The organism is Bradyrhizobium sp. AZCC 2289, from assembly GCF_036924615.1.
Lineage (GTDB): Bacteria > Pseudomonadota > Alphaproteobacteria > Rhizobiales > Xanthobacteraceae > Bradyrhizobium.
Window position 1 is genome coordinate 1,195,055 of record NZ_JAZHRY010000001.1, and the last position, 26,100, is coordinate 1,221,154.

At 60.3% G+C, this 26,100-nt stretch carries 24 protein-coding genes and 3 pseudogenes; 14 read left to right on the top strand and 13 right to left on the bottom strand.

The window, feature by feature from the left end; all coding sequences use genetic code 11:
- The first annotated feature begins 85 nt into the window (after positions 1 to 85).
- Positions 86 to 1,264 (top strand): LysM peptidoglycan-binding domain-containing protein, encoded by a 1,179-nt coding sequence (locus tag V1289_RS06020; RefSeq protein ID WP_334396083.1) that lies wholly within the window; start codon positions 86 to 88, stop codon positions 1,262 to 1,264.
- Positions 1,265 to 2,135: 871 nt separating this feature from the next.
- Positions 2,136 to 3,938: an NAD(P)/FAD-dependent oxidoreductase gene (locus V1289_RS06025; protein WP_334396084.1), complete on the top strand. Its 1,803-nt coding sequence runs from the start codon at positions 2,136 to 2,138 to the stop codon at positions 3,936 to 3,938.
- Between the two features lie 4 nt (positions 3,939 to 3,942).
- Here V1289_RS06025 and V1289_RS06030 read toward each other — a convergent pair whose 3' ends face one another.
- Positions 3,943 to 4,851 (bottom strand): hypothetical protein, encoded by a 909-nt coding sequence (locus V1289_RS06030; protein WP_334396085.1) that lies wholly within the window; start codon positions 4,849 to 4,851, stop codon positions 3,943 to 3,945.
- A 277-nt stretch (positions 4,852 to 5,128) separates the two neighbouring features.
- Entirely contained in the window at positions 5,129 to 5,494 is a 366-nt protein-coding gene (locus V1289_RS06035; RefSeq protein WP_334396086.1) for a DUF3237 family protein, read from the bottom strand.
- Between the two features lie 319 nt (positions 5,495 to 5,813).
- Here V1289_RS06035 and V1289_RS06040 point away from each other — a divergent pair, with 319 nt between their 5' ends.
- The 3 genes from V1289_RS06040 to V1289_RS06050 all read left to right on the top strand — a co-directional run bounded on the left by V1289_RS06040 (position 5,814) and on the right by V1289_RS06050 (position 10,914).
- On the top strand, positions 5,814 to 6,878 hold the full coding sequence (locus tag V1289_RS06040) for an IS110 family transposase (protein ID WP_334396087.1): 1,065 nt from the start codon (positions 5,814 to 5,816) through the stop codon (positions 6,876 to 6,878).
- A 706-nt stretch (positions 6,879 to 7,584) separates the two neighbouring features.
- Entirely contained in the window at positions 7,585 to 8,715 is a 1,131-nt protein-coding gene (locus V1289_RS06045) for an OpgC domain-containing protein (protein ID WP_334396088.1), read from the top strand.
- 690 nt (positions 8,716 to 9,405) lie between these two features.
- On the top strand, positions 9,406 to 10,914 hold the full coding sequence (locus V1289_RS06050) for an amidohydrolase family protein (RefSeq protein WP_334396089.1): 1,509 nt from the start codon (positions 9,406 to 9,408) through the stop codon (positions 10,912 to 10,914).
- Between the two features lie 122 nt (positions 10,915 to 11,036).
- Here the strand turns inward: V1289_RS06050 and V1289_RS06055 are convergent.
- Both V1289_RS06055 and V1289_RS06060 read right to left on the bottom strand, forming a co-directional pair.
- Positions 11,037 to 11,312: pseudogene (locus tag V1289_RS06055) on the bottom strand (aldo/keto reductase); the annotation flags it as partial.
- Between the two features lie 28 nt (positions 11,313 to 11,340).
- Positions 11,341 to 12,309 (bottom strand): hypothetical protein, encoded by a 969-nt coding sequence (locus tag V1289_RS06060; protein ID WP_334407989.1) that lies wholly within the window; start codon positions 12,307 to 12,309, stop codon positions 11,341 to 11,343.
- Here V1289_RS06060 and V1289_RS06065 point away from each other — a divergent pair.
- Positions 12,244 to 12,909 carry an SDH family Clp fold serine proteinase gene (locus V1289_RS06065; protein WP_334407294.1) on the top strand — a complete coding sequence of 222 codons (666 nt, stop codon included), beginning with the start codon at positions 12,244 to 12,246 and terminating at the stop codon, positions 12,907 to 12,909. The genes V1289_RS06060 and V1289_RS06065 overlap by 66 nt on opposite strands.
- A 13-nt stretch (positions 12,910 to 12,922) precedes the next feature.
- On the opposite strand, the pseudogene V1289_RS06070 reads toward V1289_RS06065, so the two are convergent.
- The 5 genes and pseudogenes from V1289_RS06070 to V1289_RS06090 all read right to left on the bottom strand — a co-directional run bounded on the left by V1289_RS06070 (position 12,923) and on the right by V1289_RS06090 (position 15,734).
- Positions 12,923 to 13,764, bottom strand: a pseudogene (locus tag V1289_RS06070) (IS5 family transposase).
- Positions 13,765 to 14,029: 265 nt separating this feature from the next.
- Positions 14,030 to 14,419, bottom strand: a complete 390-nt coding sequence (locus V1289_RS06075; RefSeq protein WP_334396091.1) for a hypothetical protein — start codon at positions 14,417 to 14,419, stop codon at positions 14,030 to 14,032.
- Positions 14,420 to 14,594: 175 nt separating this feature from the next.
- Entirely contained in the window at positions 14,595 to 15,005 is a 411-nt protein-coding gene (locus tag V1289_RS06080; protein WP_334396092.1) for a hypothetical protein, read from the bottom strand.
- A gap of 127 nt (positions 15,006 to 15,132) precedes the next feature.
- Positions 15,133 to 15,327 carry a hypothetical protein gene (locus V1289_RS06085; RefSeq protein WP_334396093.1) on the bottom strand — a complete coding sequence of 65 codons (195 nt, stop codon included), beginning with the start codon at positions 15,325 to 15,327 and terminating at the stop codon, positions 15,133 to 15,135.
- On the bottom strand, positions 15,324 to 15,734 hold the full coding sequence (locus V1289_RS06090) for a hypothetical protein (protein ID WP_334396094.1): 411 nt from the start codon (positions 15,732 to 15,734) through the stop codon (positions 15,324 to 15,326). The genes V1289_RS06085 and V1289_RS06090 overlap by 4 nt, the downstream gene beginning before the upstream one ends.
- Positions 15,735 to 16,120: 386 nt before the next feature.
- Here V1289_RS06090 and V1289_RS06095 point away from each other — a divergent pair, with 386 nt between their 5' ends.
- From V1289_RS06095 to V1289_RS06110, 4 genes are all read left to right on the top strand, one after another.
- Positions 16,121 to 16,504, top strand: coding sequence for a hypothetical protein (locus tag V1289_RS06095; protein WP_334396095.1), 384 nt, complete (start codon positions 16,121 to 16,123; stop codon positions 16,502 to 16,504).
- 25 nt (positions 16,505 to 16,529) lie between these two features.
- Positions 16,530 to 16,700 (top strand): hypothetical protein, encoded by a 171-nt coding sequence (locus V1289_RS06100; protein ID WP_154070762.1) that lies wholly within the window; start codon positions 16,530 to 16,532, stop codon positions 16,698 to 16,700.
- A 109-nt stretch (positions 16,701 to 16,809) separates the two neighbouring features.
- A complete protein-coding gene (locus V1289_RS06105; protein ID WP_334396097.1) occupies positions 16,810 to 16,980 on the top strand; it encodes a hypothetical protein in 171 nt (56 codons plus the stop codon).
- Positions 16,981 to 17,395: 415 nt separating this feature from the next.
- Positions 17,396 to 17,590 carry a hypothetical protein gene (locus tag V1289_RS06110; protein ID WP_334396098.1) on the top strand — a complete coding sequence of 65 codons (195 nt, stop codon included), beginning with the start codon at positions 17,396 to 17,398 and terminating at the stop codon, positions 17,588 to 17,590.
- 414 nt (positions 17,591 to 18,004) lie between these two features.
- On the opposite strand, the gene istB is transcribed toward V1289_RS06110, so the two are convergent.
- Together istB and V1289_RS06120 are read right to left on the bottom strand one after the other, a co-directional pair.
- Positions 18,005 to 18,766: an IS21-like element helper ATPase IstB gene (gene istB / locus V1289_RS06115; protein WP_334396099.1), complete on the bottom strand. Its 762-nt coding sequence runs from the start codon at positions 18,764 to 18,766 to the stop codon at positions 18,005 to 18,007.
- Between the two features lie 19 nt (positions 18,767 to 18,785).
- Positions 18,786 to 19,568, bottom strand: a pseudogene (locus V1289_RS06120) (Mu transposase domain-containing protein); the annotation flags it as partial.
- A 44-nt stretch (positions 19,569 to 19,612) separates the two neighbouring features.
- Here V1289_RS06120 and V1289_RS06125 point away from each other — a divergent pair.
- The 3 genes from V1289_RS06125 (at position 19,613) to V1289_RS06135 (ending at position 22,857) form a co-directional block, all read left to right on the top strand.
- Positions 19,613 to 19,879, top strand: coding sequence for a DUF5372 family protein (locus V1289_RS06125; protein WP_334396101.1), 267 nt, complete (start codon positions 19,613 to 19,615; stop codon positions 19,877 to 19,879).
- A 164-nt stretch (positions 19,880 to 20,043) separates the two neighbouring features.
- On the top strand, positions 20,044 to 20,517 hold the full coding sequence (locus tag V1289_RS06130; RefSeq protein WP_334396102.1) for a helix-turn-helix domain-containing protein: 474 nt from the start codon (positions 20,044 to 20,046) through the stop codon (positions 20,515 to 20,517).
- A gap of 426 nt (positions 20,518 to 20,943) precedes the next feature.
- Positions 20,944 to 22,857 (top strand): recombinase family protein, encoded by a 1,914-nt coding sequence (locus tag V1289_RS06135; protein WP_442895957.1) that lies wholly within the window; start codon positions 20,944 to 20,946, stop codon positions 22,855 to 22,857.
- Here V1289_RS06135 and istA read toward each other — a convergent pair.
- Entirely contained in the window at positions 22,837 to 23,442 is a 606-nt protein-coding gene (gene istA / locus V1289_RS06140) for an IS21 family transposase (protein WP_334407296.1), read from the bottom strand. The two genes, V1289_RS06135 and istA, sit on opposite strands and share 21 nt — an antisense overlap.
- Before the next feature lie 542 nt (positions 23,443 to 23,984).
- On the opposite strand from istA, the gene V1289_RS06145 reads away from it, so the two are divergent.
- Positions 23,985 to 24,230: a hypothetical protein gene (locus V1289_RS06145; RefSeq protein ID WP_334396104.1), complete on the top strand. Its 246-nt coding sequence runs from the start codon at positions 23,985 to 23,987 to the stop codon at positions 24,228 to 24,230.
- A gap of 842 nt (positions 24,231 to 25,072) precedes the next feature.
- On the opposite strand, the gene V1289_RS06150 is transcribed toward V1289_RS06145, so the two are convergent.
- The gene (locus tag V1289_RS06150; protein ID WP_334396105.1) at positions 25,073 to 25,288 is read right to left on the bottom strand and encodes a hypothetical protein; all 216 of its coding nucleotides are present in this window, start codon (positions 25,286 to 25,288) and stop codon (positions 25,073 to 25,075) included.
- Positions 25,289 to 26,100 lie beyond the last annotated feature (812 nt).

Below are 26,100 nucleotides of genomic sequence, written 5' to 3' on the forward strand. Positions count from 1 at the left end.
TTTCGGTGTCCGACCGGTACCTACTTCGCTGGAAAACGCTGTATAATGCTGACGAGCTAACGGGTCCGGCCGACGGACGAACATCATGACTGCCACAGCTGTGAGCCGAATGGTCGTGCCGTTCATAGCTGTTGCGGCCTGTGGCGTGGCGCTTGTCTTCGCCGTCCAGCACGTCCGCCGCGAACCGCCGGGCGACACCAAGGTCGCAGCCATCGCGCCGGTGGTCTCAAAGCCGACAGCGGACGTACGAGATCCGGGTCCGGCAGCGCTCGCAGCGGCGCAAGCTGAAGCCACGACCGCGTCGGCCGGGCTGGCCGGATCGCCCCCACCGCCGGACAGCGGAGACGGCGCGCCACTTTTCGACATCGCGCGTATCGAGCCGACCGGCGAAGCCGTAATCGCGGGCCGGGCAGCGCCGGGCGCGACGGTGGAATTGCTACGCAACGGCGAACTGCATGATCGCGCGGTCGCGGATCAATCCGGACAATTCGTTATGGTCCCGCCCCGCCTTCCCACAGGCACTTACGATCTGACGTTGCGCTCCAAGCAGCCAGACGGCAAGCAGGCTACGTCCAAACAGAGCGTGGCGGTAGCGCTTGAGCCGGGACCGACCGACCGGCCGATCGTGGCGCTGATGGCGCCGGACAAACCCACCGTCGTGCTGTCGCAGCCGGCTGCGCCAAAGCCGATGGCCGGCGCAGTGGCTGTGGAAGCGGTCGAGATCGAGCCGGACGGCAAGTTCCATGTGAGCGGTCGCTCGCAACCGGGCGCCGCAGTGGGACTTTATCTCAATGACAGCTTTGTTGCGTCGGTAACGGCCGGCGCGGATGGACGCTTTGCTGTCACGATCAACCAAGGAGTCGCACCCGGCAACTACCGCGTCAGGCTGGACGAGTTGGAGTCAAGTTCCGGCGCGGTGCGCTCACGCGCCGAAGTGCCGTTCAACGTTCCCGACACGGTGGTCACCGGGTCCCTGCCGGCGCAGGCCACAGCGTCGAAGCGGGCGGACATAGCCGCGGCACAGCAGCCGCAGCTGGCCGCCGCCGGGACCACCGTTCTGCCCGGAGGCTCGCCGCCCTCCACCGTGGTTGTGCCTAAGATCGCGACCACCACCGTCTCGCGCGGCGACAGCCTCTGGCGCATCAGCCACCTCATCTATGGCGCGGGCACGCGCTACGTCGTCATCTACAAGGCGAACCGCCAGCAGATCCGCAATCCCAATCTGATTTATCCCGGGCAGATCTTTGTCCTTCCGACGCAGTGAAGGCGGCAACAGCAGCGTCTGAAAAGACAGTTGTTGGCCCTTTTCGCTCGCGCTCGAGTATGCGCGGCTCGCCACCTGCGGCGGGTGCCTGCCTCGCTAGACAAACTACGGCACTAAGGCTTTCAGGCCGAGCCCATGACATGGTGGCTTCCAGAATCGGGGGCAAAACCTCGACAGGGAAAGCGTCAGGGTCAGGTTGCCAAGCGGCCTGACCCGCCATCCTTCGGGGAATGCAATGGGTACAAAGACAAGACCACAAACGGCGAAACGCAAGAGATCCAGGAACAGCCCGCCGCCGGCCTATGCAGCATCGATGGTCTCGATGGCCACGCAAAACCTGATCAATATGGTTGCAGTCAGTGCCGTCTCGGGCACGGTTCGGCTCGCCCTTCTGGCCGCTCGGCATTTTTGGGGCACGCCAAAATTTCGCCGATGAGCGGTTATGGAATATCGCGAGAACGATCCGATGAGTTTTCTATCCTGACCATGTTATGTATTGGAGTGTTCTTTTGCGTACGTCCGCTTTGCGCCCAACAGCGGTCGATCGCGAATTCTGTTGGGGAGAGTCAGACTGTTCAGTCGTTACAATTAATACGCTCGCGATAGAGCGACGCGGAGGGCGGGGTGGCGCGGGAACCGTCATGCGTGTACGTTCTGTCGGCAGAGACCAGCGACCCGCCTGGCCCGCATTTTAACCCGATTGGCTGTTTCTCCCTCGCCTCTTCGCCGCAAAGTGCTAAATTCAAGTCTGTCTTAAAAGATCGAATGACGCCGCATGAGCTTGTCGCGTTCGCGAGTGCCTCGGCTTCGGTTCGTTGAACAAAGAAAAAGAGCGCAGGCTCTCGCCATCAGCACAAGGGAGGACATCATCATGCTCGACAAAGCCCCAAACGGAAAAGTATCTGATCTTCTCAATGCGCTCGACAAGGCACTGTCCGCTGGCGAGGTAGGACGCGTTGTCGACCTCTTTCGGACAGACTGCTACTGGCGCGACCTCGTGACCTTCACCTGGAACATCAAGACCATGGAGGGCAAGGAACAGGTTCGCGACATGCTCAAGGCGCGGCTCGCCGATACGAAGCCATCGAACTGGAAAATTGCCGATAATGAGGACGCTTCTGAAGCGGATGGAATTACGGAGAGCTGGATACAATTCGAAACCGGGGTCGCACGCGGCTTTGGCCATCTGCGCCTGAAGGACGGCCGGATCTGGACGTTGCTGACGACCATGAGCGAACTTAAGGGACACGAAGAGCCGGTGGGCTTCGACCGTCCGATGGGGGCAAAACACGGCGCCGAACGCAATCGAAAGACATGGAAGGAAGAACGCGAGGCGGAAGCTGCCGAACTCGGCTACTCGCGCCAGCCCTATTGCGTCATCGTTGGTGGCGGTCAGGGCGGCATCGCGCTCGGAGCCCGGTTGCGCCAGGTCAATGTACCGACGATCATCGTCGAAAAAAACGAAAGGCCTGGCGACAGCTGGCGCAAGCGTTACAAGTCACTCTGCCTGCATGACCCGGTTTGGTATGATCATCTGCCCTATCTGCCGTTTCCTCGGAACTGGCCGGTCTTCTCGCCGAAGGACAAGATCGGGGACTGGCTCGAAATGTATACAAAGGTGATGGAGCTCAATTACTGGGGCTCAAGCGAATGCAAGAAGGCATCTTACGACGAGAAGAGCCGCGAATGGACCCTTATCGTGCAGCGCGACGGCAAGGAAGTCGTCCTCAAGCCAAAACAGCTCGTACTTGCGACGGGAATGTCAGCCAAGCCCAATATGCCGAAATTCGAAGGCATGGACATTTTCAAGGGCGATCAGCACCATTCGTCGCAGCATCCGGGGCCGGACAAATACAAGAACAAGAAAGCCGTTGTGATCGGCTCGAACAATTCCGCCCACGATATTTGTGCCGCGCTTTGGGAAGCCGGAGCGGACGTTACCATGGTTCAGCGCTCGACGACCCATGTTGTGAAGTCGGACTCCCTGATGGAGCTCGGATTGGCCTCGCTTTACTCCGAACAGGCGGTCCAGTCTGGCATGACGACGGCTAAGGCCGACTTGATCTTTGCTTCACTGCCTTACAAGATTCTGCACGAGTTCCAGATCCCGGTTTATAACGCGATCAGGGAACGCGATGCCGATTACTACAAACGCCTCGAGAAGGCAGGCTTCCTGCTCGATTATGGTGACGACGATTCCGGTTTGTTCATGAAATACCTGCGGCGTGGATCCGGTTACTACATCGACGTCGGTGCTTCGGAATTGGTAGCTAATGGCAGCATCAAGCTGAAGAGCGGCGTCGATGTCAAAAAGCTCACGGAACATTCCGTCATCTTGAACGACGGGACCGAGCTGCCGGCAGATCTCGTCGTTTACGCCACCGGCTACGGTTCGATGAACGGCTTCGCCGCGGACCTGATCTCCAGGGAAGTTGCCGACAAGGTAGGCAAGGTCTGGGGACTAGGCTCAAATACGACCAAAGACCCGGGCCCATGGGAAGGCGAACAGCGAAATATGTGGAAGCCGACGCAGCAGGAGGGGCTTTGGTTCCATGGCGGTAACCTGCACCAGTCACGTCACTACTCCCAGTTTCTGTCCCTCCAGTTGAAAGCGCGAATGGAAGGCATTCCCACACCGGTTTACGGTCTCCAGAAGGCCCACCATCTGAGCTGATTGCCTATTCGATTGCTTTGAGCATGGTTCGGAGACGGCTGTGCCTGTCGGAAATCAAACTCGCACATACAGATGATGAAGTCCGCCGAGAATTGGCGTAGGCAAAATGCGACCAACGGCATGTACTGTTCGCGGCGACGGCGCGTCCTTGTTGACCGAAAGGTGCGTGCGAGCCTCGTGCAGCGGTTGGCCGATCCCGAATGCTCATCGCCCGAAGGCGGCGGATGACGACGTCGCCGTAGACGGCGTCGCGGTCACGAATGATGTATCGCGGCGCTACTTTCCAACCATAGGCCTCGGTGAGTTGGTGCGAAATCCATTCAGCCGTTGGGTGCGCAGTCACTCCCAGCCACAGGATTTGGCGGCGATCGTGATGCAGTAGCAGCAGCCCGTAGAGCAGTCGGAATGAGATTGTCGGAACCACGAATAGGTCCATCGACGCGATGCCGTCGGCGTGATTATGAAGGAATGTCTTCCACCCTTGGGACGGCGGTCGCCTTCCCCTCGCCATATACTTTGCAACGGTGGTTTGTCCGACATCGATGCCGAGCTTGAGAAGCTCGCCATGAATCCGTGGTGCGCCCCACAATGGGTTGGCGAGACTGATCTCGCGAATGAGCTGACGGATTTCCAGCGGGGTCTTTGGACGGCCACTGCGCGGTTTTGATTTCCAGCGCCAATACGCTCGGAAGCCGGCACGATGCCAGCGGATCACGGTCTCCGGCCCGACGATCTTCAAAGCGTCCAGCACGCCAGGTGCCAGCCGATACAACCCGGCAAATACCAAACGGTCGATGCTGGTGAAGGTTAGTCGCTGCGGCGATTTACGTCGCAGCACGTTGAGTTGATGACGAAGCGTCAAGATCTCTGCTTGCAGCAACGCTCGCGACCGGAACAATCCGATCAGCGCCAAGCAAATCAGCCTGCAAACATCTCTCATCAACCAAGAGCATCGCCCGATTCGACTTCACTTGCTAGCCGGATTGAGTTTCCGATAATGACAGATATCACTTTAAAGGGTAACCGTATTCCTCCCTACCTTTCGATCAACTGAGATGAATGTCTGTTGCGGGTCAAAAGCGCCGATCCAGCCTGGCTCGGGCGATGTCTGGTCTACCCCTGACAGTCGACGTGGCGACCACTGTCGGGGTTAGTCGGTAACGGCCAGCAGCGGACGTTTGATGCATCGACTACAACACCTGAAAAACATCTAGCGTTCGTGCATTCGCAGAAAGCGAGCCGCTGGCGATCGAGCAGATGCGGTTCATCCAACTGTACTTTTCTGAACTCGTCTCGAAGTAAGGTGTGGTGCGGAAATAGTAGGCTCCCGGGTCGACAATCTCGCCTTGATAAAGGCGATCCATGACTTCTTTCGGACCATGGCGAAGTCCCTTCCAGGCCGCGTAGATTTGATGGTTGTCGTTGGTCTCAAGGATCAACCGCGCATCCACCTCCATCACGTAGTCGCGGCGGATCAGCGACCAACCACCGCCGCCTGGCAACATCTTGCCCTTAAGCTTCGGTCCGTCGAAGCTGCCGCCATCAAAATGAAACATGCGTCGGCGGCCCTAGGGAGTATCGCCCAGACTGGATACTTGAATTTCGAGAGCGAGCGTGAATAGAAACCTGGTGTTGATCTCCGGCATAGAGGCCTCCCGATGACTGGCATCCGCCATGTGCTGCGAAATGTACTTTAAGCCTTTCGGTTTAACTCGCCTACGCCTATGCTTCTCGAGCGCATGCTCCTTCGTTGCTCTGGCTTTTCCGGGACAAACTTGGAAGGAGCGCCATGACCGTTAATGGGATGGTCCGGCCGTGCTCCTGCCCCGCCAGCAAGCGAAGCTGGCAAGAGGCGCCAAAGACAAGGAGCACGCCATGTCTGAGATACCCAATACCGCGATCGCCGTGATCGGCATCGATATCGGCAAGAACGCGTTCCACGCCGTGGGCCACGATGCGCGCGGCGCCATCGTGCTGCGGCAAAAGTGGTCGCGTGGCCAAGTGGAGGCGCGGCTCGCCAATATGCCGCCCTGCCTGGTCGGCATGGAAGCCTGCGTCGGCGCGCATCACCTGAGCCGCAAACTCGCATCGCTTGGTCACGATGCCAGGTTGATGCCGGCCAAATATGTCCGCCCCTATAGCAAGGGACAGAAGAACGACTTCAATGATGCCGAAGCGATTGCCGAAGCCGTGCAGCGCCCGACGATGAAGTTCGTGGCGACCAAGACCGCGGAGCAACTTGATCTGCAGGCACTGCATCGGGTGCGCGAGCGGCTGGTGTCGCAACGCACCGGCATCATCAACCAGATTCGCGCCTTCATGCTGGAACGCGGGATCGCCGTGCGTCAGGGGATCGGCTTCCTGCGCACGGAACTGCCCACCATCCTTGCAACGCGCACCGATGTCCTGTCGCCCCGCATGTTGCGTGTCATCGAGGAGTTGGCAGGCGACTGGCGCCGGCTGGATCAGCGTATCGATGGCCTCTCCGGCGAGATCGAAGCCCTGGCCCGTCAGGATCAGGCATGTTCGCGCCTGATGACGGTGCCCGGCATCGGGCCGATCATTTCGAGCGCCATGGTGGCCGCGATCGGCACTGGAGACGTATTCTCCAAAGGCCGCGACTTCGGCGCCTGGCTCGGACTGGTGCCCAAGCAGATCTCGACGGGAGACCGCACGATCCTCGGCAAAATCTCCAGGCGCGGCAATCGCTACCTGCGCGTTCTGTTCGTGCAGGCGGCATGGGTTGTGCTGGTCAGGATAAAGGACTGGGAACGTTACGGGCTCAAATCCTGGATCGAAGCCGCCAAGAGGCGATTGCACCACAACGTGCTGGCGATCGCGCTCGCCAACAAGCTTGCCCGGATCGCCTGGGCGGTGCTGGCCAAAGGACGCGCCTTCGAGCTGACGAGGACCGACGATGCAGGCGTCCGACCCGCGTGATCCTCGCGCCGTGCTCGGCGCGGTCAAGGCGCGGCCTGGCAACGCCGGAGCCCGCCGCAAGCCAAGCACGACGGCCGGCCTTGACCGCCCCTGCGCGCGACGCGATCGACGCTCTGCGGGCCGGGACGAAGGAACGACCCTTGGCTCGAACAAAGGAACTACGCGACATGAGGAGCAAGCGATGACGTAACCCTATCAACAGTTTCCAGCCGAGGTCTGCGAGAGGATGAGACGAGATGGAGGTTCGGTCTTCCGAGCGCGTGCGAACACTGGTGACCCAAATGGCCCAATCGAGGCCTGTCCGCTAATTAGAACGCACGCGCGCTGATATCCATGATGGCCCGGAGCACCACCATGCTCCAATCAGAGGCCGGATACATTGATGCAAGACCGCCGCCGCCAGCTCGGCGAAACCGCTTGCAACGCACGGTCGGACCATACATTCGGGTCACATTCGGAACTGCCTGACCACGCGAACCAGGTCCGCCTCTTCTCTAACAGCCGACTTAGGGAAGACCTCGTCAAGCGCCGAAGACGAACGGCCGTAATCGCGTGGCTCAACTGATCACGTGCGAAGCCGGCAAAGCTCAACGCTGGCGCGCAGATTGGTCTCAAATGACAGCGCAAAAATAAGTCTTTGAAGGTGAACCAGTTCACACCAGGAGCTCCAGCGGCAGGTCCATTTTGCCAGCTTGGGGTAACCCAGATGCACGATCGAATCGCCACCCCAAAGCTAATGGTCGGCGAGCTTCCGGAGCTGAAAGGCCACGCCCGCGACCTGCGAATAGATGCCTGCCGAGGCATCGCGCTGTGGTGGATATTTCTTGACCATGTCCCCAACAACATCGGAAGTTGGCTGACGCTGCGGAACTACGGCTTCGCCGATGCCGCGGAAATATTCATGTTCGTCTCGGGCGTAACCTGCGCGCTGGCCTACGGCAAGGCATGGCGCTGCGAGGGCTGGACCGCAGTGATCCGCCGGACGCTGCGGCGAAGCTGGGACATTTATGTCGCATCTCTGCTGCTCACGCTCGCCTGCGCCATCTTGGTTCACCTCGCAGGCGGAGGCCGTCTCGCTGACGAGAGCAATACGCGCATTCTATTGGACCATCCGGGCGCGTCGCTCGCGCACGCGGCGATCCTGCAATACCGTCCGGTCAATACCGACGTGTTGCCGATCTTCGTGCTTCTTCATCTCTTGTTCGCGCCGTTGCTGTGGCTGCTGCTGCGACTGCCTAACGTGACGCTTGGCGCGTCGCAGGCGCTTTATGCGCTGGTGCATGTCTTCGGCTGGACCGTCCCGGCGTGGCCGAACGGCCACTGGGCCTTCAATCCGCTGGCCTGGCAGCTGCTGGTTGTGCTTGGCGCGTGGTGGATGCTCGAGGACAAGAGAGTCCGGCCGTGGGTCACGTCACGCACGGTGCTTGGACTTGCCGTCCTGTATCTGCTCTTCAGCCTGATCATCGCATTGAGCTGGCGCATCAAACCGCTGGAAGCACTGATCCCGCTGGCGAAGCTGCACCCATTGGATAAATCGAATCTCGATCCATTGCGATTGCTGCATTTTTTGGCCATAGCGGTTTTGGCAGCATGGTTCGTGCCTCGCAACTGGCGAGGACTGACGACGCCGGTGATGCGCGGCGCGATCTGCTGTGGCCAGAACTCGCTGCCAATCTTTTGCCTCGGCGTTCTGCTGGGGTTCGCCAGCCACATGGCACTGTTCGACATCTCGGAGGGGCTTGCGATGCAGATAGCGGTGAGTCTCGTTGGCATCGCGGCGATGATCGCGACCGCAACGCTGCTAAACTTGATCAGCATCAAACCCAGGCAGCTATAGTATACTGAACCTGCGATCAGCGAGAATATCAATGAAAGGCGAAGGATGCCGTCATCGCCGAGATCGCCGCCAGGCCACGGCGCTGACTGCACTCAGTTTGTGCGCTCGCAGCCAATGCGGCGGTTTGCCTTGTCCTATGGCCCAATCGATACAATGGTGCGCATTCCCAATGAACAACGCGCTGTTGAGTGAAAACCAGCCAACGATGACGTCTCAATCCGCTGGCCGATAGTTTCTGTGGTGGGTCATTCGCGTCGGTCTAGCCGCAGGCCAGCCATTTCCGGTCCACCCCTAACAGCCGACACTTAGGCCCGCCTCCGGCTTGGTCGGTGTGGGCCAAAAGGCGACATCACGCCTTTGTTCGCCAACCACGTCAGCGCGTCGTAGAGGTAAGGGGTTGGGACAGTGTGTCTGTCGGACTACGTCGCTTGCACCAATGAGAGTTTGAGCGTTGAATTCAGCGGGAGATACGTCACCACCGTAAGCAGCTTTACGAGTGTTCCTGCGCTCTTACAGGATGAAGCGATGAAGAGATCGCCGGGGCGTGAGGCGAGGTGATGGCCTCTTCATACGTAGCTCAATAGGGAGGTACGCCTAATCGGTCCACCCAACTTATCGGGAGTGGCCAAGCGCGCGGCGTCATGCGCGCACCGCCCAGCACTGTCGATGGCCAACAAATGGGAGGAGAACATGAGCACTTGGCTTAGTGAGCGAGAACAACGTCTCGTCGCTGGCGCGGAAGCGGCATCGGCGGCGACGCCGATTCCGACTCAGATTGTCTCCAATGGAGAGTATCTCCCGCCGCCGCAAAGCGCTACGCAAAAGAAGGTCGAGGCACGGATCAACGAGCTCGCCGACGTGAACAGCAAGCACCTCGGCTTGAGCCGCAGGCAGTTCCTGCACACGAGCTGCGGCATGGCGGCGGCGTTCCTCGCCATGAACGACATCTACGGCAACGTTTTCCAAGTCGCGCCCGCCGAGGCCCATGAGCCCGAGTTGATGCTGGCGCGTGCGCAGAGCCTCGCCGACCAGTTCATCTTCGACGTCCAGACCCATTTCGTCCGCGACGACTTCAACCACGCGGAGCTCCTGGATCTGGGCAAGTTCGCGGGCGAACACTGGAACCCAAAGATGAAGGAGGCAGGCGTCTCTTCGCTCGCCCGCTACAAGTTCCAGAACTATGTGAAGGAGGTCTACTACGACAGCGACACCAACATGGCGCTCCTGAGCGGCGCGCCGTTCGACGACCCGAGCTGGTGGCTCCTGTCCAACGAGCAGATCGTCAAGGCTCGCGAGCTGATCAACGACTTCGCTGGCTCCCGGCGCCTGCTGGCACACTCTGTCATCACCCCCAAGCAACCCGGCTGGATGGAGGAGGTGGACAAGGCGATCGAGGTCTACAAGCCGGATTCTTGGAAGTCCTACACGATCGGCGATCCGCTGGCGCCCTCGAAGTTCCCATGGCGGCTCGACGACGAGCAGCTGATGTATCCGTTCTACGAGAAAGCGGTGAAGGCCGGCATCAACACGCTGTGTATCCACAAGGGGTTGCTGCCGCCCGATTACGAGAAGTCGTTCGCCGGCGTGTGGGAATACGCAACGGCGTGGGACATTGGAAAGGCCGCGAAGGATTGGCAACAGATGAACTTCATTGTCTATCACTCGGCGCTACGGCCGTTCCTCGAGCTACCGGACAAGGCGTGGGCGGAGTTCGAGCAGACCGGCCGCATCCAGTGGGCGTCGGATCTCGCGGAAATCCCGCAGAAGTTCGGTGTCACCAATGTCTATGCCGAGCTCGGCACCTCCTTTGCCAACTCGGCGGTGGCGCTTCCGAAGTTCTGCGCCGCGCTGGTCGGCACGCTGATCAAGGGCATGGGGGTCGACCACGTGATGTGGGGGACTGACTCGGTCTGGTACGGCTCACCGCAGTGGCAGATCGAGGCGCTGCGCCGGCTCGAAATCCCGGAGGACATGCAGAAGAAATACGGCTTTGCGCCGCTCGGCGACGCCAATAGCGCAACCAAGCAGCTGATCTTCGCGGGCAACGCCACCAGGTTTTACAAGATCAAGCTGAAGGCGGCCGATAACACCAGGATGCCCGCCTTTTCCGAGGACCGCCTCGCGGCGCTCAAGAACGAGTACACGCAAGCTGCGAAACAACCCTCGAACCTGCGTTACGGCTACGTTCGCGCCGCATAGGTGAACGGCGCCAGCGGTGGGGTCAGGCTCCGCTGCGCAGCGGGCGCGCGGCCGCCAGGACAAGGATAGATGCCGATCGTGTCGAGGTCAGAGGTGGAGATGAGGGTTTGATAGGCGCCGGATCACGTTCCACTCTTTGCTGAGGCTCGGTCGATCGCGTCGAACTCGGTCTCACTCAAGCGCCAACCGAGTGCACCGAGATTGGCCCTGGCGTGATCAGGCTTGGTTGCGCCGGGGATGGGAATCACGTGACTGTCGCGCGCCAACAGCCAGTTCAGGGCGACCTGACTGATGCTGGCGTCGTGCGCGCGGGCAATATCGGCGAGACACGTCAGCAACGCTTTCGTGCCCATGCTGTCCGACGGCTGCGTGAGGCGGCCGGACGCAAGGGGAAAATACGCGACGAGTGCCTGTGCCTGTCGTAAATTAAATCCGGGAGTATCGGTGGTGGAGTCCGCCTAAGATTGAGCGACAAAGAATGTGCCCGGCGCGATCGACGGCGCGTGAGACCGGTGCATCTTTCTCCAGGGATAGATGCGTGCGAGACCCATTGTAATATTTCATGTAACAGAGCAGTAGGTGACGAAGATGCCGCTCGCCGAACACAACAACGTGGTCAAGGCATTCCCGTCGGATCGACCCGATCAACCGTTCTGGGGAGCGCGGCGACGTCGGGCGATCGCGAATGCCGATTGATCGCATTCTTTGGATGAAGACCTCGCCATAGGCCCCATCCCGGTCGCGGATCAGATAGCGGGGAGCTTGTTCCCAGCCGCATGCTTCCGTGATCTGATTTGCGATCCATTCCGCGGTTGGATGCGATGTGACGCCAAACCATAGAATCTGCCGCCGACCATGCCCCATGATCAATAAACCGTAGAGCAAACGAAACGAGATTGTTGGCACGACAAACAGATCCATCGCCGCGATGCCGTCGGCATGATTGCGGATAAAGGTCTTCCAGCCTTGGGACGGCGGGTGTCTTCGCCTGACCATATACTTGGCCACGCTCGTCTGTCCGATATTGATGCCGAGCTTGAGAAGCTCTCCATGGACCCGCGGCGCTCCCCACAGTGGATTTGCAATGCTCATCTCTCGGATCAGCCGGCGTATTTCGAGCGGCACCGTTGGTCGACCGCCACGAGGTCGCGACTTCCAGCGCCAGTACGATCTGAATCCGGCGCGGTGCCAACGGACAATGGTTCCCGGCTTCACAATCGCCAACGCATCGCGAACGTTAGGAAACAATCGATACAGACCAACGAATACCAATCGGTCGATGGCGCTGAAGGAGAGTTTCTTTGGAGCAGTCCGCCGCAGAACGTTTATTTGCTGCCGCAACGTCCAAATCTCTGCCTCAAGCGCTGCCCGCGAGCGCATCAAATCGACGACCATCCAACCAATAAGCCTGCAAAGATCCCTCATGGCACAACAGCATCGCCCGATTCTCTATCAACTGCCAGCCAGATAAGGTTTGCGACAGGGACAGGAGGTATTGAGGCAACGCGCGGCATCGTTGAATACCTATACAAAATGTTCGGCAAAGATCTTCGCGTTGTCGTGCCTCACATGGCGATGTCGGCGGGGACCATGATTGCTTGTGCAGCAAGGACAATAGTTCTCGGCAAGCATTCGTGTCTTGGACCGACAGATCCACAGATCCGAGGTTTTGCAGCGATGGGAATTTTGGCCGAGGTCGACCGTGCCATGGATGAAATTAAAGAAAATCCGATGAAGCAAATTCTGTGGCAGCAAGTTTTTTCGAAATATCCACCGGCCTTCATTTCTGACTGCGAAAGGTCTGTGGAAGGCGCACGAACAATGGTCAAGGAATGGCTTGAGCAAAATATGCTTGCGTCCGAAGCCGATCCACACTCCGCAGCCGAGACGGTTGTTTCGAAACTGATGGACTACGCCGGAACCACCGAGCACTCCCACCACTTTCTCATCGATAAGTGCGCCGAGATTGGGCTTCGTGTCGAAGCCTTAGATTAGAGTCTGTCCGGGATCATGCTGTTTTTTGACAGAGCTTTCTGAGCATGAGGCGGATTGAGGCAAGGCGCAAGAACGCCAAGGCCTTTCGGTTGAGGCACTCCCAATCCTTGGCCAAGCGGCGGCAGCGGTTGAGCCAGGCGATGGTGCGTTCGACGATCCATCGCTTGGGCAAGACCGCAAAGCCCTTTGCGATATCGGAGCGCTTGACGATCTCCACGTCGATTTGCCGGAGGATTTTGCGAACGGCGGACTGAAAGATCGGCCCCTGGTAGCCGCCGTCGGCATAGAGCTTCAGCAGGAATGGATGCAGGCCAAACAGTGTGGCCATCACCAGCGCCCCGCCGTCACGATCCTGGATGTCCGCCGAATGCACGAGGGCGTGGAGCAGCAAGCCTTGGGTATCGACTAGGATGTGGCGCTTCTTGCCCTTGATCTTCTTTCCCGCATCGTAGCCATGCGGGTCAATCCACGCCCCCCTTTTTCCGCGCTCTTGACGCTTTGACTGTCGATGATGGCGGCGCTCGGGCTGGGTTCTCGGTTGGCCAACTCACGACATTGTACATAGAGCGCGTGATGGATGCGATCGAGCGTGCCGTCCCAAGCCCACAAGTCAAAATAGTCGTGCACCGTGCTGCGCGGCGGCAGGTCCTTCGGGATCGCTCGCCATTGGCAACCGGTGCTCAGCACATACATCAGGCCATTGACCACCTCGCGCACATCGACCGTGCGCTTGTTGCCGCCTCGCTTGGCTGGTGCAATCAGCGGCTCCACCAACGCCCATTCCTCATCCGTCAAATCGCTCGGATAGCGTAGCCGGCTGCGGTCGTAACGACCGCGGTTCTCTTTCGTCCACATCGGCGCTCCTTCAGATTCGGACCGCCTCCCTTGAATCACAAATGATTCCGATGATTCAACATGTTTTCGGACAGACACTTAGAGGGGAATCAGGGGTTTCAGGAAGGTATTCTGAGTGTGCACCACTGTTACATGGCGAGTTTCGCGCGCTCGAATTCGCTGAAGATAATCGATAATTCGAATGATGAAACTTGGATAGTCGACGTAACTGGCCAAGCATAAGAATAAAACCCGCCGGCGGGAACCGTCGCCCCTCACCTCCAGCTTACAGGCGCGCTGGCCGCCGCGATTGCGCCATCAGGAAGTATCCGCTTCCCACGGCCGCGAAGAGATAGATCAGCACAGTGGACCACCCCAACGCGTTCGTCGTGCCGGCCAAGGTGCCCATAGTTGCCACAACGAGATTTACGACGTCCCCTACGAGGCCGCCGATCAGCACCGTGCGCACGGCGGCTTCGTCACGGAAGTCCCTGGCGAGCCAGAGGATCACGCCCAATGTCAGCAACGCCCCGCCGAATAATCGCCCCAGCAGCGCCAAAGCGGGCGAGTCTTCAATACCGTAGTTGGCCAGGACCTGATCCGGGGCCAGCACAAAGCCGACGCCGAAGAGGAAGGAGAGAACGGCGAGGATCGTGAAAAACATTCTGATCGTCATGATGATGCCTCCCTAAGCCTCTTGCCGAAGGCGAAATGCCGTCGGCCTTGCCAATTTAGCACGGCCATAGGCGTATCGTGATTGAATCTACTCGCGAGGCCTCACCTCTCCTCGTCCGGATGCACCCACTTGTAAGGCCCAAGGCCCCGGATCGCTCCGGGGCCTTTTTTGTCCATCAGACGTTGGCGGTCTCATACCGGGCTGCAGGTTGGGACGCCTGAGGCTTTTCCTCGATTGGGCTTGCAGGCAATTGTAGTACCGTAGCCCTTTGCCCGACAGTGAGGTCGGTGACTAGAACGATTGCACCGTTTGAGAATTCCAGCGCGTCGTGATGTTGGTATCGCTCGTTGAGGTTAATTTGGCGAAACCGCGCCAATCGATCGCCGACGCTCTTGCGAAACATCATGCCGCCAGTTTGAACCTCATTCTCGAATGCGATCTCGGTCCCGGGACGAAGGCAGACCGCGACTTTCGGATCGTCCGGGCTCGCAAAGCCGTGAGTCCCTGTAGAAAAGTTAGTCGAAACCAACGTTTCCGCGACCTCAGCGGGACGTGTCGCAACCGCATGTAAGCTGTAATCGCACATGGATGCGCCTCCTATAAATCGTCACCCCCGAATCATGAACCTTCGCAAACCTATTTGGTTGCGATACCGCCGAAAAAAACCCGCCGGCGTGAACCGGCGGGCCCTTTCAGTGCGCGGCAGCGCCTGATCAGGCGCGCTCGCCGCCACCGATCAGCGCGATAACCGGAGCCGGCCTTTTCGCCGGCTCGTCGACGGCGAGGAAGTCCGTCACGAGCTGCGTTGCCAGCCGCAGGACTATCAGAGCGTCCTCGGGATCATTGGGGAGCGCACTGGCGATCTGAATTGCGTGCAGGCGGTGGTGGTGGTCTGAACTTATTTTCATGCCATCGCCCCTTGCTGCCAGTCTTGCGTCCCGACCTGTTCGAGGAGGCCGTCATAGTCGGCGATGCCGGATTCGGCGTCATCCTGCTCAAGGTCGCGGCGGCTGCCAGCGGCCCATCGCTCTTGATTCGGGTGGTGATCCCCGAGGCTGCCTAGGGAGGGCTCGCGCAATTCGTCGTCCTCTGCCGGGTCGTCGTCCTCCATCTCCGAATCGTCGCCCTCGTCGTCCGGCTCGAGCTCCATGTGGTTGTCGGTGTCGTCTAGGAACCGAATCAGCCGGTCGATTTCGTCCCGGGCTTCCTTGCGGAGGCGCCCTATCGCTTTAAACAGTTCTTCCGGGGAAATATCGGTCCGCAGGTAAAGCGGCGCGTCCCGTGCCTCCGCAGTGGCTTGGGTATGTGCTTTCATGGTCCTGCCCCCTCAATGCGCTACGGCGTCGATGGGAAGACGGGCGAACGCCGTACCCGGCTCGGGGCGATCGGCCGCGATCATCTGGGCGAGCTCGGCCATCAACTCCGCCGGCACTACCAGCCTTGGCTACAACTGCCCTTGCGGGCCTTCCGGGGCAGTTGTTGTCGGCCACAGCGAAAACGAGCCGCCGGACAGAGCCGATGCGCTCAATGCGCACCAGAGCCTCGCAAAAAGTGTCTGGGGTAGCAAATGGTTCATAGGTTTCGAGTGGCGTGCTAAACACGCTGTCAGCCTTGGGCATTGAGAGGAGCTCCTTGCTCGGGTTAGAGCCGGGGCGGAAGTTACAGCTTCCCCTCGGCTTGTTTTTTCTGTAAACTGAAAATATGAAGAAGTCAATTTCCGTAAACAAAAAATCGAGGGGACGACCCAAGAAGCAAGGGGGCGTAGATCCTGTAAGCGCTGTGCGACTTCCTGCTGGCCTGACCGAAAAGGTTGATGCTTGGGGTGAAGATCGCGAGCTTAACCGCTCCGAAGCCATCCGCCGGCTTGTAGAGTTGGGCCTCAAGGTCGAGACGCCAGCGAGACCTGCCGTCAGCAAGCCCGGCCGGAGGTTGCGCGCTCAGGAGCTCGCCACAAAGACGATCGAAAAGATTATCGATCCCGCTGCACCGCCGGAAGAACATGCCCAGCGCCGACGACGGCTAACCAAGGGGCCGACAGAGTTTCGCGAGGCTCGCGTTGATCAGCCGAAGGTGAAGGCGAAATGAAGATCGACAGCACAACGAGGTTGCCATGATCTCAGTTTTGATAGGGGTTTTAATTATCGTCGTCGTCGGCGCAATCTGCTTTTGGGCCATCGACAAGTTCGCCACCGACGGCCGACTCGCAAATCTGCTCAAGTTGCTCGTGGTGCTGGTTTGCCTCGGCGCGATTGTGCAACGAGTGCTGCCGCTGACATATTAGTCAATGTTCGCGGCTGGTCGAGATCGGGCTGAAGGTAAAACCGGGGGCATAGAGCGTGCACAGGGTCAGGAAGTTCGTTGAGGTTGGTAGCGGCCGAATAGGCTACGCGATGACCGAAGCCGCGCTGTTTGAAGTCGGCAACGGCGCGAAGTGGAATCCGGACCCTTCATTCAGCGTGGCCGACGCCATCCTTGCCGATCCAGAATTTGCTTCAGTGCTGAGAGTGGTCTTGAGAGACGGCCATGTATTGGTCCCTGCGCTGAAGGCGAAGGGGAAATGACGCTAAGTGGGCTCCAGGAGCTGGAAGAAATGGCGGTGAAGCTAGAAGGCACCGCCCGCAAACTTCCGCAGGGGCTCGCGTGAACGAGCTAGAGCCGGACGCGCGTTCGCAGTGGCTATGGTTTGCGGCGGCATTGTTGGCGATGTCAGTGATCGCGGCAATCGTGGGCAGGTTTCCCGTTTAGGGCCTGGCTCCTAGCCTCTTCGAACACTCAGCAAGGTAACTAGCTAGGGACCCCGTCAACGCGAATATCGCCAAACGGGGTACCCATGGATCACACCTCCCCGTTGCCGCTTTTCCCCGGTACAGTAGTTGGTGCTCTATTGAGCGCCCATCGGATGGTGGACGGCTTGCGGGCTTTGACTGGTGTCCCGGTCGCGTCGGGGTCGTTCACTGGCCCTCCCAGGATGACGATATGATCGATGAGAAATTGGCTCGTCAGCACGCGCACGAAAATAACATCGAGCGCTATCGCCGTTTGCTCCAGACCCCGCTCTCGGATATCGAACGCCACTTCATTGAGCGTCGCCTCGCGGATGAGCAGACTGCCTTATCAAGGCTTGCTCTAGCCTTCTGGGCGTCGACAAGCGCCACTGGCGCCCCTGAATGAGTCAATAAACTATCCGCGCCCGTGCCCCGCTGAATGGAAGGCTAGGAAGGTGAACGCGCCCAATAGCGCAGCCCAGACCAAGATGTGCTCAGCAATCATTATTCGCCCCTCTCTTTGCCCATGATCTGGCAAAGCACAAAACGGGCCAAGCGGATGGACGGGCGGGCGCTACACGCCCAAAAAAAGGGCTAATCCTCCTCGAGTTCAGGAACGTCCCACAGCAAGAACGCCATAACGATGAGCCCTGGAGTCCAAGCTAGCATGGCTCCAAATGCAATGGCCTGCACGGTCGTTGCGGATTCCGGGGATTGCGGCCAGGGATTCCGATTGAACGCGACCATGCAGTCCGATCGAAGGCGGCCACCTGTTCCGACGAAGGCGGCCGGGGTGTCGTTGCCGGCATGAGGAGTTGGGTCAGGTTTTCTTGGTTGCGTCAAGATTGGCGCGCAGCGCAGTGATCTTTCGCATGCTATCTCCCTTGAGTGCGAGGCGGTGAGCGTTGTGGACGAGCCGATCGAGGACGGCGTCGGCGATGGTCGGGTCGGCGATGACCTCGTGCCAATTTTCGATCGGTACCTGGCTGGTGATGATGGTCGATCCGCGCTGGTGGCGATCGTCGACGACTTCGAGGAGATCGCGCCGCTGCTCGCCGGTAAGCGGAGCGAGGCCCCAGTCATCGAGGATGAGCAAATCGACCCTCGATAGCGTCTTGAGGAGTCGCGCATAGCGTCCGTCGCCGCGGGCGAGCGCAAGAGCTTCGAACAGCCTTGGCAGGCGATGGTATAAGACGGATCGATTATCGCGGCATGCCTTGTGGCCGAGCGCGCAGGCGATCCAGCTCTTGCCGACGCCAGTCGGCCCGGTGATGAGCAAATTTTGCTTGCGGCCGATCCAATCGCCATCGACGAGCCTGGCAAAGAAGGCGCGATCGATGCCGCGCGGCGCGCGCAGATCGACATCTTCGACGATTGCGGTCTGCCGTAGCGAGGCGAACTTCAGGCGCACGATGAGCCTTTTGTTCTCTCGCTCGGTTGCTTCGCGATCGATCATCAGTCCGAGCCGCTGCTCGAAGGTCAGCGCGGTGACGTCGGGTTGACGTTGCTGATCATCGAAGGCTTTGGCCATGCCGGCGAGCCCGAGAGCGGCGAGACGTTCGTGGGTGTGGTTGCTGAGCATAGGGTCTCCTTCTTGCTGGTCAGTGGTAGTAGCCGCGGCCACGGATGTTGCCGTGCTGGATGGGATCGGCGTCGGGGGTGGTGTCTGGAAGGAAGGCCTTGTCGAGGCCGGTCTTGAGGATCGAGGCGATCGACCGATAGCTCGCTGCACCGATGCTGATCCCACGGCGGCATGCGGCCTCGAGCCGCCGCGCCCCATAGGTCTTCTCCATCCGCAGGATGCCGAGACAGGATCGGAAGCCCTGTTCAGGATGCGGCTTTGTCCGCATAATCGCTTCGCACAGCGCGACTGTGGATGGACCGATCTGCTCGGCGGCGGCCAGCAGACGCGCCGGCGTCCAGAAGGCGTATCGGCGATGCGCGCTCGGCATGTGCTCTGGGATCGTGGTGTGCCGGCGCTTCACGCCCGAGCGTGCGTGGCTGGCGATGCGGGTGCCGCGATGGAACACCTCGATGGTCGCCTCGGTGGCCCGCACCTCGACGACCTGGCGGATCATGCGGGATGGAACCGAGTAGAAGTGCCCCTGAACTTCGACGTGGTAATCCGGCGCCACGCGGGCGCGACGCCATTCAGCGTACTGGTAGGGCTCGGTCGGCAGCGGCATCAGGGCCGGACGATCGATGGTGTCGAAGAACTCGCGGCGGCTGGCACCGAGCTTGCGCATCAGGCGGGCGTTGAGGTCCTCGACCAGGATGCGGATTGCGACGTTCAGCTCGGCGAGCGAGAAGAAGCGCCGATCGCGCAGCCGCGCCAAAATCCATCGCTGAACGATGAGAACCGCCGCCTCGACCTTGGCCTTATCGAAAGTCGTCAAATGCAGGGCGTGTCGGCACGACTCGCCTCAAGGTGCGGATCACGCACCCGTTTCATCCGCTGAACGGCCGCGCCTTTGAGCTGATCTGCCGGCGCCGTCATTGGGGCGAAGACCGGGTGGTCTACGCGGCTGACGACGGGCGGCTTTGTACGATCGCAAGCGCGTTCACCGATATCGACGGCGCGGATGAGTTCCGAATGTTGGCGGCGGGTAGAGCGGCCTTCCGCACCGCCGATTTGCTGGCGCTGTGCGAGGCGTTGGACCGGCTTGCGCAGCGGTTGGGGGCCGGCAATGCGTAAAGTCAACTACGCCTCATATGTAAAACGAACAATGCCGCTACGCGATCAAAGCGCAGAGCGTTATACCGCATTGTTGGGCATAATAACTGCATTTAGTGTCGACGTCGTGATTGACATCCAACATATTGAGGCGTATTTATCTTTACGAAGCATTGAGGCCGTCCATGGCGAAACCAAAACGACGGGACCCGAAGAGCGAGGCGCTGGCGCAGGACGGTGTCCTCAATCCCAACCCCGAAGCCGTTCGCGACGTTCTGTTCACCAGCAACCCATTCTTCGATACCAAGGATCTGGTCCAGGTCCGCTACGAGATGGTGCGGCGCCATCAGGTCGATGGCATTGCCATCAGCGAAGCTGCCGCGGCGTTCGGCGTTACCCGGCCGACGTTCTACAAAGCTCAGAGCGCACTGAAGACAGTTGGGCTCGCCGGTCTGCTGCCAGGCCGGCGCGGTCCCAAAGCCGGCCACAAGGTCTCCTCCGAGGTCATTGCCTTCGTGACCGATCTCAGAGCGGCAAAGCCAGAGATGACGACCTCGCAGTGTCTCGATGCAATCGAGTCACGCTTCGGCGTCAAGGTGCACAGGCGCAGCCTGGAGCGGGCGCTGGCGCGCAAAAAAAAACGAATCCATCGAGCCTGATTGTCGCGCCAGCGGACACGGCCGCGACTTACGAGAAGGCGCGCGCCGCAGTCCTGTCAGCCGAAGCCACCCCGAGTCCCGGCCTCGGCATTCTTCGCCGCCAAGGTTTGGCGGCATGGATGCGGGCACTGGGGCATGCCGAGGCGGCTTGCCGCGCTCCCCAGCCTCCGCCCTTCGCCAAACCCGATCTGTCGCCACCGGCGAGCGACGTCACCCGTCTAATCGCCGGAATCATCGTCTCCCTCGCTATGGAGCCCATCCATGCCTGAGCTCAAGGTCACGGCCGACCATCTCAAGCGCGATGCGTACCTGTATGTCCGCCAATCCACATTGCGGCAAGTCGCCGAACACGGCGAGAGCACGCAGCGCCAATAAGCGTTGCGTGCTCGTGCGATTGCGGCAGGCTGGCCGATCGAGCGCATTCGCGTGATCGATCGCGATCTCGGCAAGTCCGGTTCCAGCAGCGCCGCACGCGACGGCTTTCAGCAGCTCGTGAGCGAGGTAGCGCTCGGCAAGGCCGGCATCGTCATGGGCCTGGAGGTCTCGCGGCTGGCGCGCAACTCTGCGGATTGGCATCGCCTCATAGAACTGTGCGCGTTGACCGCGACGCTCATTCTCGATGAAGACGGCATCTATGATCCGGCCGGCTTCAACGATCGCCTCCTGCTCGGTCTCAAAGGCACGATGAGCGAGGCTGAGCTGCACATCCTCAAAGCGCGCATGCGTGGCGGCCAGCTCAACAAGGCCCGGCGCGGCGAGCTGGAGATGGGCCCGCCGGTCGGGTTGGTCTACCGGACTGACGGCACCATCGGTCTCGATCCCGACGTCCAGGTTCAGAGCGCCCTTCGCATGGTCTTTGAGACTTTCGAGCGGACGGGGAGCGCAGTCCAAACCGTCCGCTTCTTCCGGGAGCAAGGCTTGCAGTTCCCACGCCGGCTGCGGACGGGTGCCAACAAAGGCGACCTCCTGTGGGCGACGCCGCAGCACTCACGCATCCTGCAGGTGCTGCACAATCCGCGCTACGCCGGTGCCTTTGTCTATGGCCGCACGCGCACACGCCACCGGCCCGATGGGGGCGTCAGCGTCGTCAAGGTCGCCAGGGCGGACTGGCAGTTCGTGATGCCGGGCATGCACCAGGGCTACATCGACTGGGAACGGTTCGAAGCCAATCAGCGGCGCCTTACCGACAATGCCGGCGCATTCGGTGGCGAACGGCTGTCGGGGCCGGCGCGCGAGGGACCGGCGTTGCTTCAGGGGCGCGTGCTATGTGGCTTGTGTGGCGAACGCATGGGGGTGCGTTACAGCCGCGAGCATGGCAGTACGGTCCCGACTTATATCTGTCAGGAGAGCGCGGTGCGCCGCGCCGGAAAAACGTGTCAAACGGTGCCCGGCAAGATCGTCGATGCGGCAGTTGTTGCGCTGCTGATCGAGATGATGACGCCGATGACGCTGGCCGTCACTCTGGAAGTCCAGCGCGAGCTTGAGATGCGTGCTCACGAGACGGATGCTGCGCGTCGGCAGCATGTCGAGCGATTGCGCTACGATGCCGAGCTTGCCCGCCGACGCTACATGAAGGTCGACCCCGACAACCGTCTCGTCGCCGATACGCTTGAGGCGGAATGGAACGACAAGCTGCGCCGTCATACCGAAGCTGTCGAGGAATACGAACGCCGCAGCAGGCAGCAGGCTGCGACACTCAGCGCCGAGGCCCGCCAACGCATTCTCGGTCTTGCCGAGCAGCTGCCACGACTCTGGAACGACTCGCGCGTCGACTTCCGTGAGCGCAAACGCATCGTGCGCCTGCTGATCGATGACGTGACATTGATCAAAGCGCAGAAGATCACCGCCCATGTGCGTCTGTCCGGCGGGGCTACGCGCACATTGGAACTCGAACGGCCGCTGCCTATCGCTCAGCTGCGCAAGTTCAAGCCCGAGCTTGTCGCGACCGTCGACCGGTTACTCGATCAGCATTGCGACCGCGAGATTGCCGACATTTTGAACCGCGACGGATGGCGCACTTGGGAAGGCAAGCCCTTCAACCTGAAGAAGGTTGCGTTCATTCGCGGCGCCTACAAACTGGCAAGCCGGTACGATCGGTTGCGCCGCCGCGGCATGCTCACGACGCGCGAGGTCGCTGCGAAGTTCGGCATCTCGGAGACGGCCGTGCACGAGTGGGGTCGACAGGGGCTGATTACGAAGTGCTTCAGTGATAATTTGAATCGTGGCCTGTGGGCATTACCAGTGCAGCAGACCATCCTCAAGGGGTGTGGCGGTCGAGGTGCGCGACCGGCGCGGCTCGTCCCAATCACCGCGCCATCATCAGAACAAGGTGCAGTATGAAGCGATCGTCTTGTCCTTTGGCCGCCTCGGCCTCGCCGCCAGGATCGCGGTGCCGTAATGGCCGGCCATCTCGGCATAGGTTCGGTTGATCCCGGGATCGTAGCGGCTCGCTGCCGTGACCCCGGCCTTCAGATTGTCGCAGACGAGCGCCTTCGGCACCCCGCCCAGGAAGCTAAGCGCATCCACATGGGCGCCGATCCAGTCGGGCAGCGCCTCGCTGAACCGAGCTTGGACGAATGTGTAATTCGACGCTCCCATGACCGCGACGAAGATCTTGGCGGCGCGCACCTCCCCGGTGAGCCCGTCGAACACCGGCACAGTATCGCCGGCGAAGTCTACGAACAGCTTCTCGCCGGCCGCGTGGGTCTGCCGCATGGTCGCCGTGATCCCGTGGCGCCATTCGACGTAGAGGTCGCAGAACCGGCTGTAGCCGTAGCCATCGGGATGATGGCCGCGATATTCCTCCCACAGCAGCGCCAGCGTTACGCCGCGGCGGCGCAACTCGGCATGGACATGCCCCCAATCCGGAAGCGGCTTCGATCGCGGCGGGTTGTAGCCGGCCGGCGCAAATAGCTTGCGTTCCAGCGCCGTGTCGTCGAGCTCCTCCCGGTATCGGCCAGCTGATGCCGATCACCGCCGCGCGGCGGACATACTCCGCGATCGCCGTGCGACCGATCCCGACCGATCGGGAGATCACCCGATCGCTCGCCCGACAGGCATACTTCAGGCGCAGAACTTCTCGAATCTTCCGCATCGGCAATCTCTCGGCGGGCATCGGACCTCCAATTGCGTGAACCGCAAAAGCAGGACCTTGCCCCGTTCAGATTGCCGACAACGCCCCCCGTCTCACCCTATCAACAGGGTGGCCGCCTTCGTTCGGATTGGGTGGCCGCTTTCGATCGGAATCGCTGGCCGCCTTCCGTCGGAATCGGTGGCCGCTTTGCCTCGGATTCCGCACGGTCGTCATTGATTCACTCCGGCGTTGGCGCCACGAGGGCCATAATCACCCTCCCCCGTATCGAGTCGCAACGATCGGGGGGCTCGTATCCGCCTTATTCACAGGTCCGGTTTGATTGCTGGGCGGAACCTGCAGCGAGCGAAAAAATTGACTCGTCAGGGAGGTTCCGATGACACAGAAAAATCGGACGCCACGTCGGTCGAGCGCAATGGATGTCGTTAGTAATTCCGGCGCCGGGCAGGTTCCTGCTCACCCACACGACTCCGGCAGTCAGGCAAACGAAACCGTCGACGGACTCGACGCCAGCGCCGAGTCGTTGCGGCACGCCGCCGAAGATACGCCTTCCGGGAGTGGCTCCAGCGATATCGAAAAAACGCCAGTATTTGACCGGGCCGGTGCTGCGCCGAAAATCTGAGCGAGGAGACTGCCATGCACTGGCGCAAAGTGCCGAGCAGAACGAACGGCAAGGTCTTGGCGTTTACCGCCTTAGTCGCCGTTTCGACTGTCTTGCTGGTTCTGCATTTTCCCGCGTGACTCGGCCGGCGGACCGGGGTCCACAAGAAATCTCGCTCGTGTCGTGCCGTGTAGCTGTGAGGCCGTAGCTTTGCGCGATACTCAAGGCGGCGGCTTCGTTGCGACGTGCGCGGTTTCGCCGCCTATGGCCGATAGGATCGAAAGCCGGCGCCCCGCGTTTGACTGTTGAGCCCAAATGGGAGGTCAACGATGATCAATGACCGAGACGGACGGGCGACGACATCCGCGGAACGCGAAGCCCTCAAGGTATTCAGACAGGCTGAAGCGAAGGAAGCTTTGACCGATTACGCGAAAGCGCAAACGGCCTTCCACAAAAACCGAGAGCGTCTAAAGGCTGAGCGATTGGCCAGAGAGGCAAGCCCGGCGCCCCACCTTCCGAGAAAGAGGCGGCTAAAAAACTGCGTAAGCCCGCGGATCTCAAACACGGTCCGCGGCATCTAGGGCAGGATTGCTTCCGTAGTTCTCCGACCGCGAACGAAGTTCCTTTTTGGGAACAATCATTAGAGGCGTGAGTTAACGCTTATCGCCGAACGGCCCGTGGCTTTTATCGGTGACTGAGAACGCCGATTGCGCTCCCGCCTTCCTCTAATGGAAAGGAGCGCGCCATGCAGGAACGGCGTCGTTTCGAACAAATCGATCCCCTCGACAAGCGCCTTTCGGAAGAGGCCGAACGTTTGCGGAAAGAAGCCCGAGGCACTCCATCTGGGGTGGAGCGCGACAGGCTTAGTCGGCAATAGCGTCCGACCATTGGGTGCTGAGTGTGCCCAGGGCAGCCATCTTGCCGCAGGTTTCGAGGAAAATAGCCGCGGCCTTCTGGGACAGCCACGACGGCGTCTCCGGCCAAGCGCCATCGCCGGCAGGTTCAGCGTCATTGACCCTGCATTTCTGCAGGGTGCCAGATAGCAGCTTGAGATGAGTTGGTTTCCGCGGTCTGCCCATGTTTTTGTTTTCCGTATTGCACGCGTAAAAATTTGCTTACCCATGCGGTTCCGGTGTCCTCGCCAGCCTTTTGAGAGTCCCCGCACCCGTCAGTCCCATTTGGTGATGTTTGGCGCGTGCCGGTTCCCGCGGCACGCGCCAACTGGCGACGCCTGGAGAGCCGACGTCCCAGCTATTGACCGCGCGGGTACTTCCGCCGTCGCGATGGGTGTTCATGCCCGCTTCCAGAAGGGCGCCGTGCATGACTGTCGCCCGGTTTCAGCGTTCGATAGTCGCGCAAGTCGCTCCAAACGATCTGACTTGCTCGCATAGTGGCGCCGGTCATCATCTTGCCGCATGGCCTTATGCGGGGCTGTTGGCCGCGCCCTTCGCGTCGCTTCACCCTCTCGCAGGCCAACGGCAAATACGACCGTTCACATCGTCTGGGACGCGACCCACCAAGCAAACGTAGTCTTGAACGGCGTGCTGCTGAACAGCTTCGTCTTGGGGCAGGACTACCATCTGATCAGAGGGGCCGCATCGGGGAGAACCTGCGAGCCGGCCGTTCAAACCGGCTGCGCGCACGTAAAAAACGACGCCTAAATCGTCAAGGTTTTCAGCGACCTAGGTAGATCGAGTCGTTCTTAAAGCGAAAACCCCGGAATCGAGTCGTTCTTAAAGGGGAAATCGAGTCGGTCCTAAAATGCGACCTCATGGGATATCAAGCACTTACCCGAGTCGTTCTTTCGTAGTCCGCACAACTACTTATCCGGCCTTCACTTCTACGGTCGTCGGGTTACCGCACCAGAAACGCCTCACCTCGTTGTTCGCCA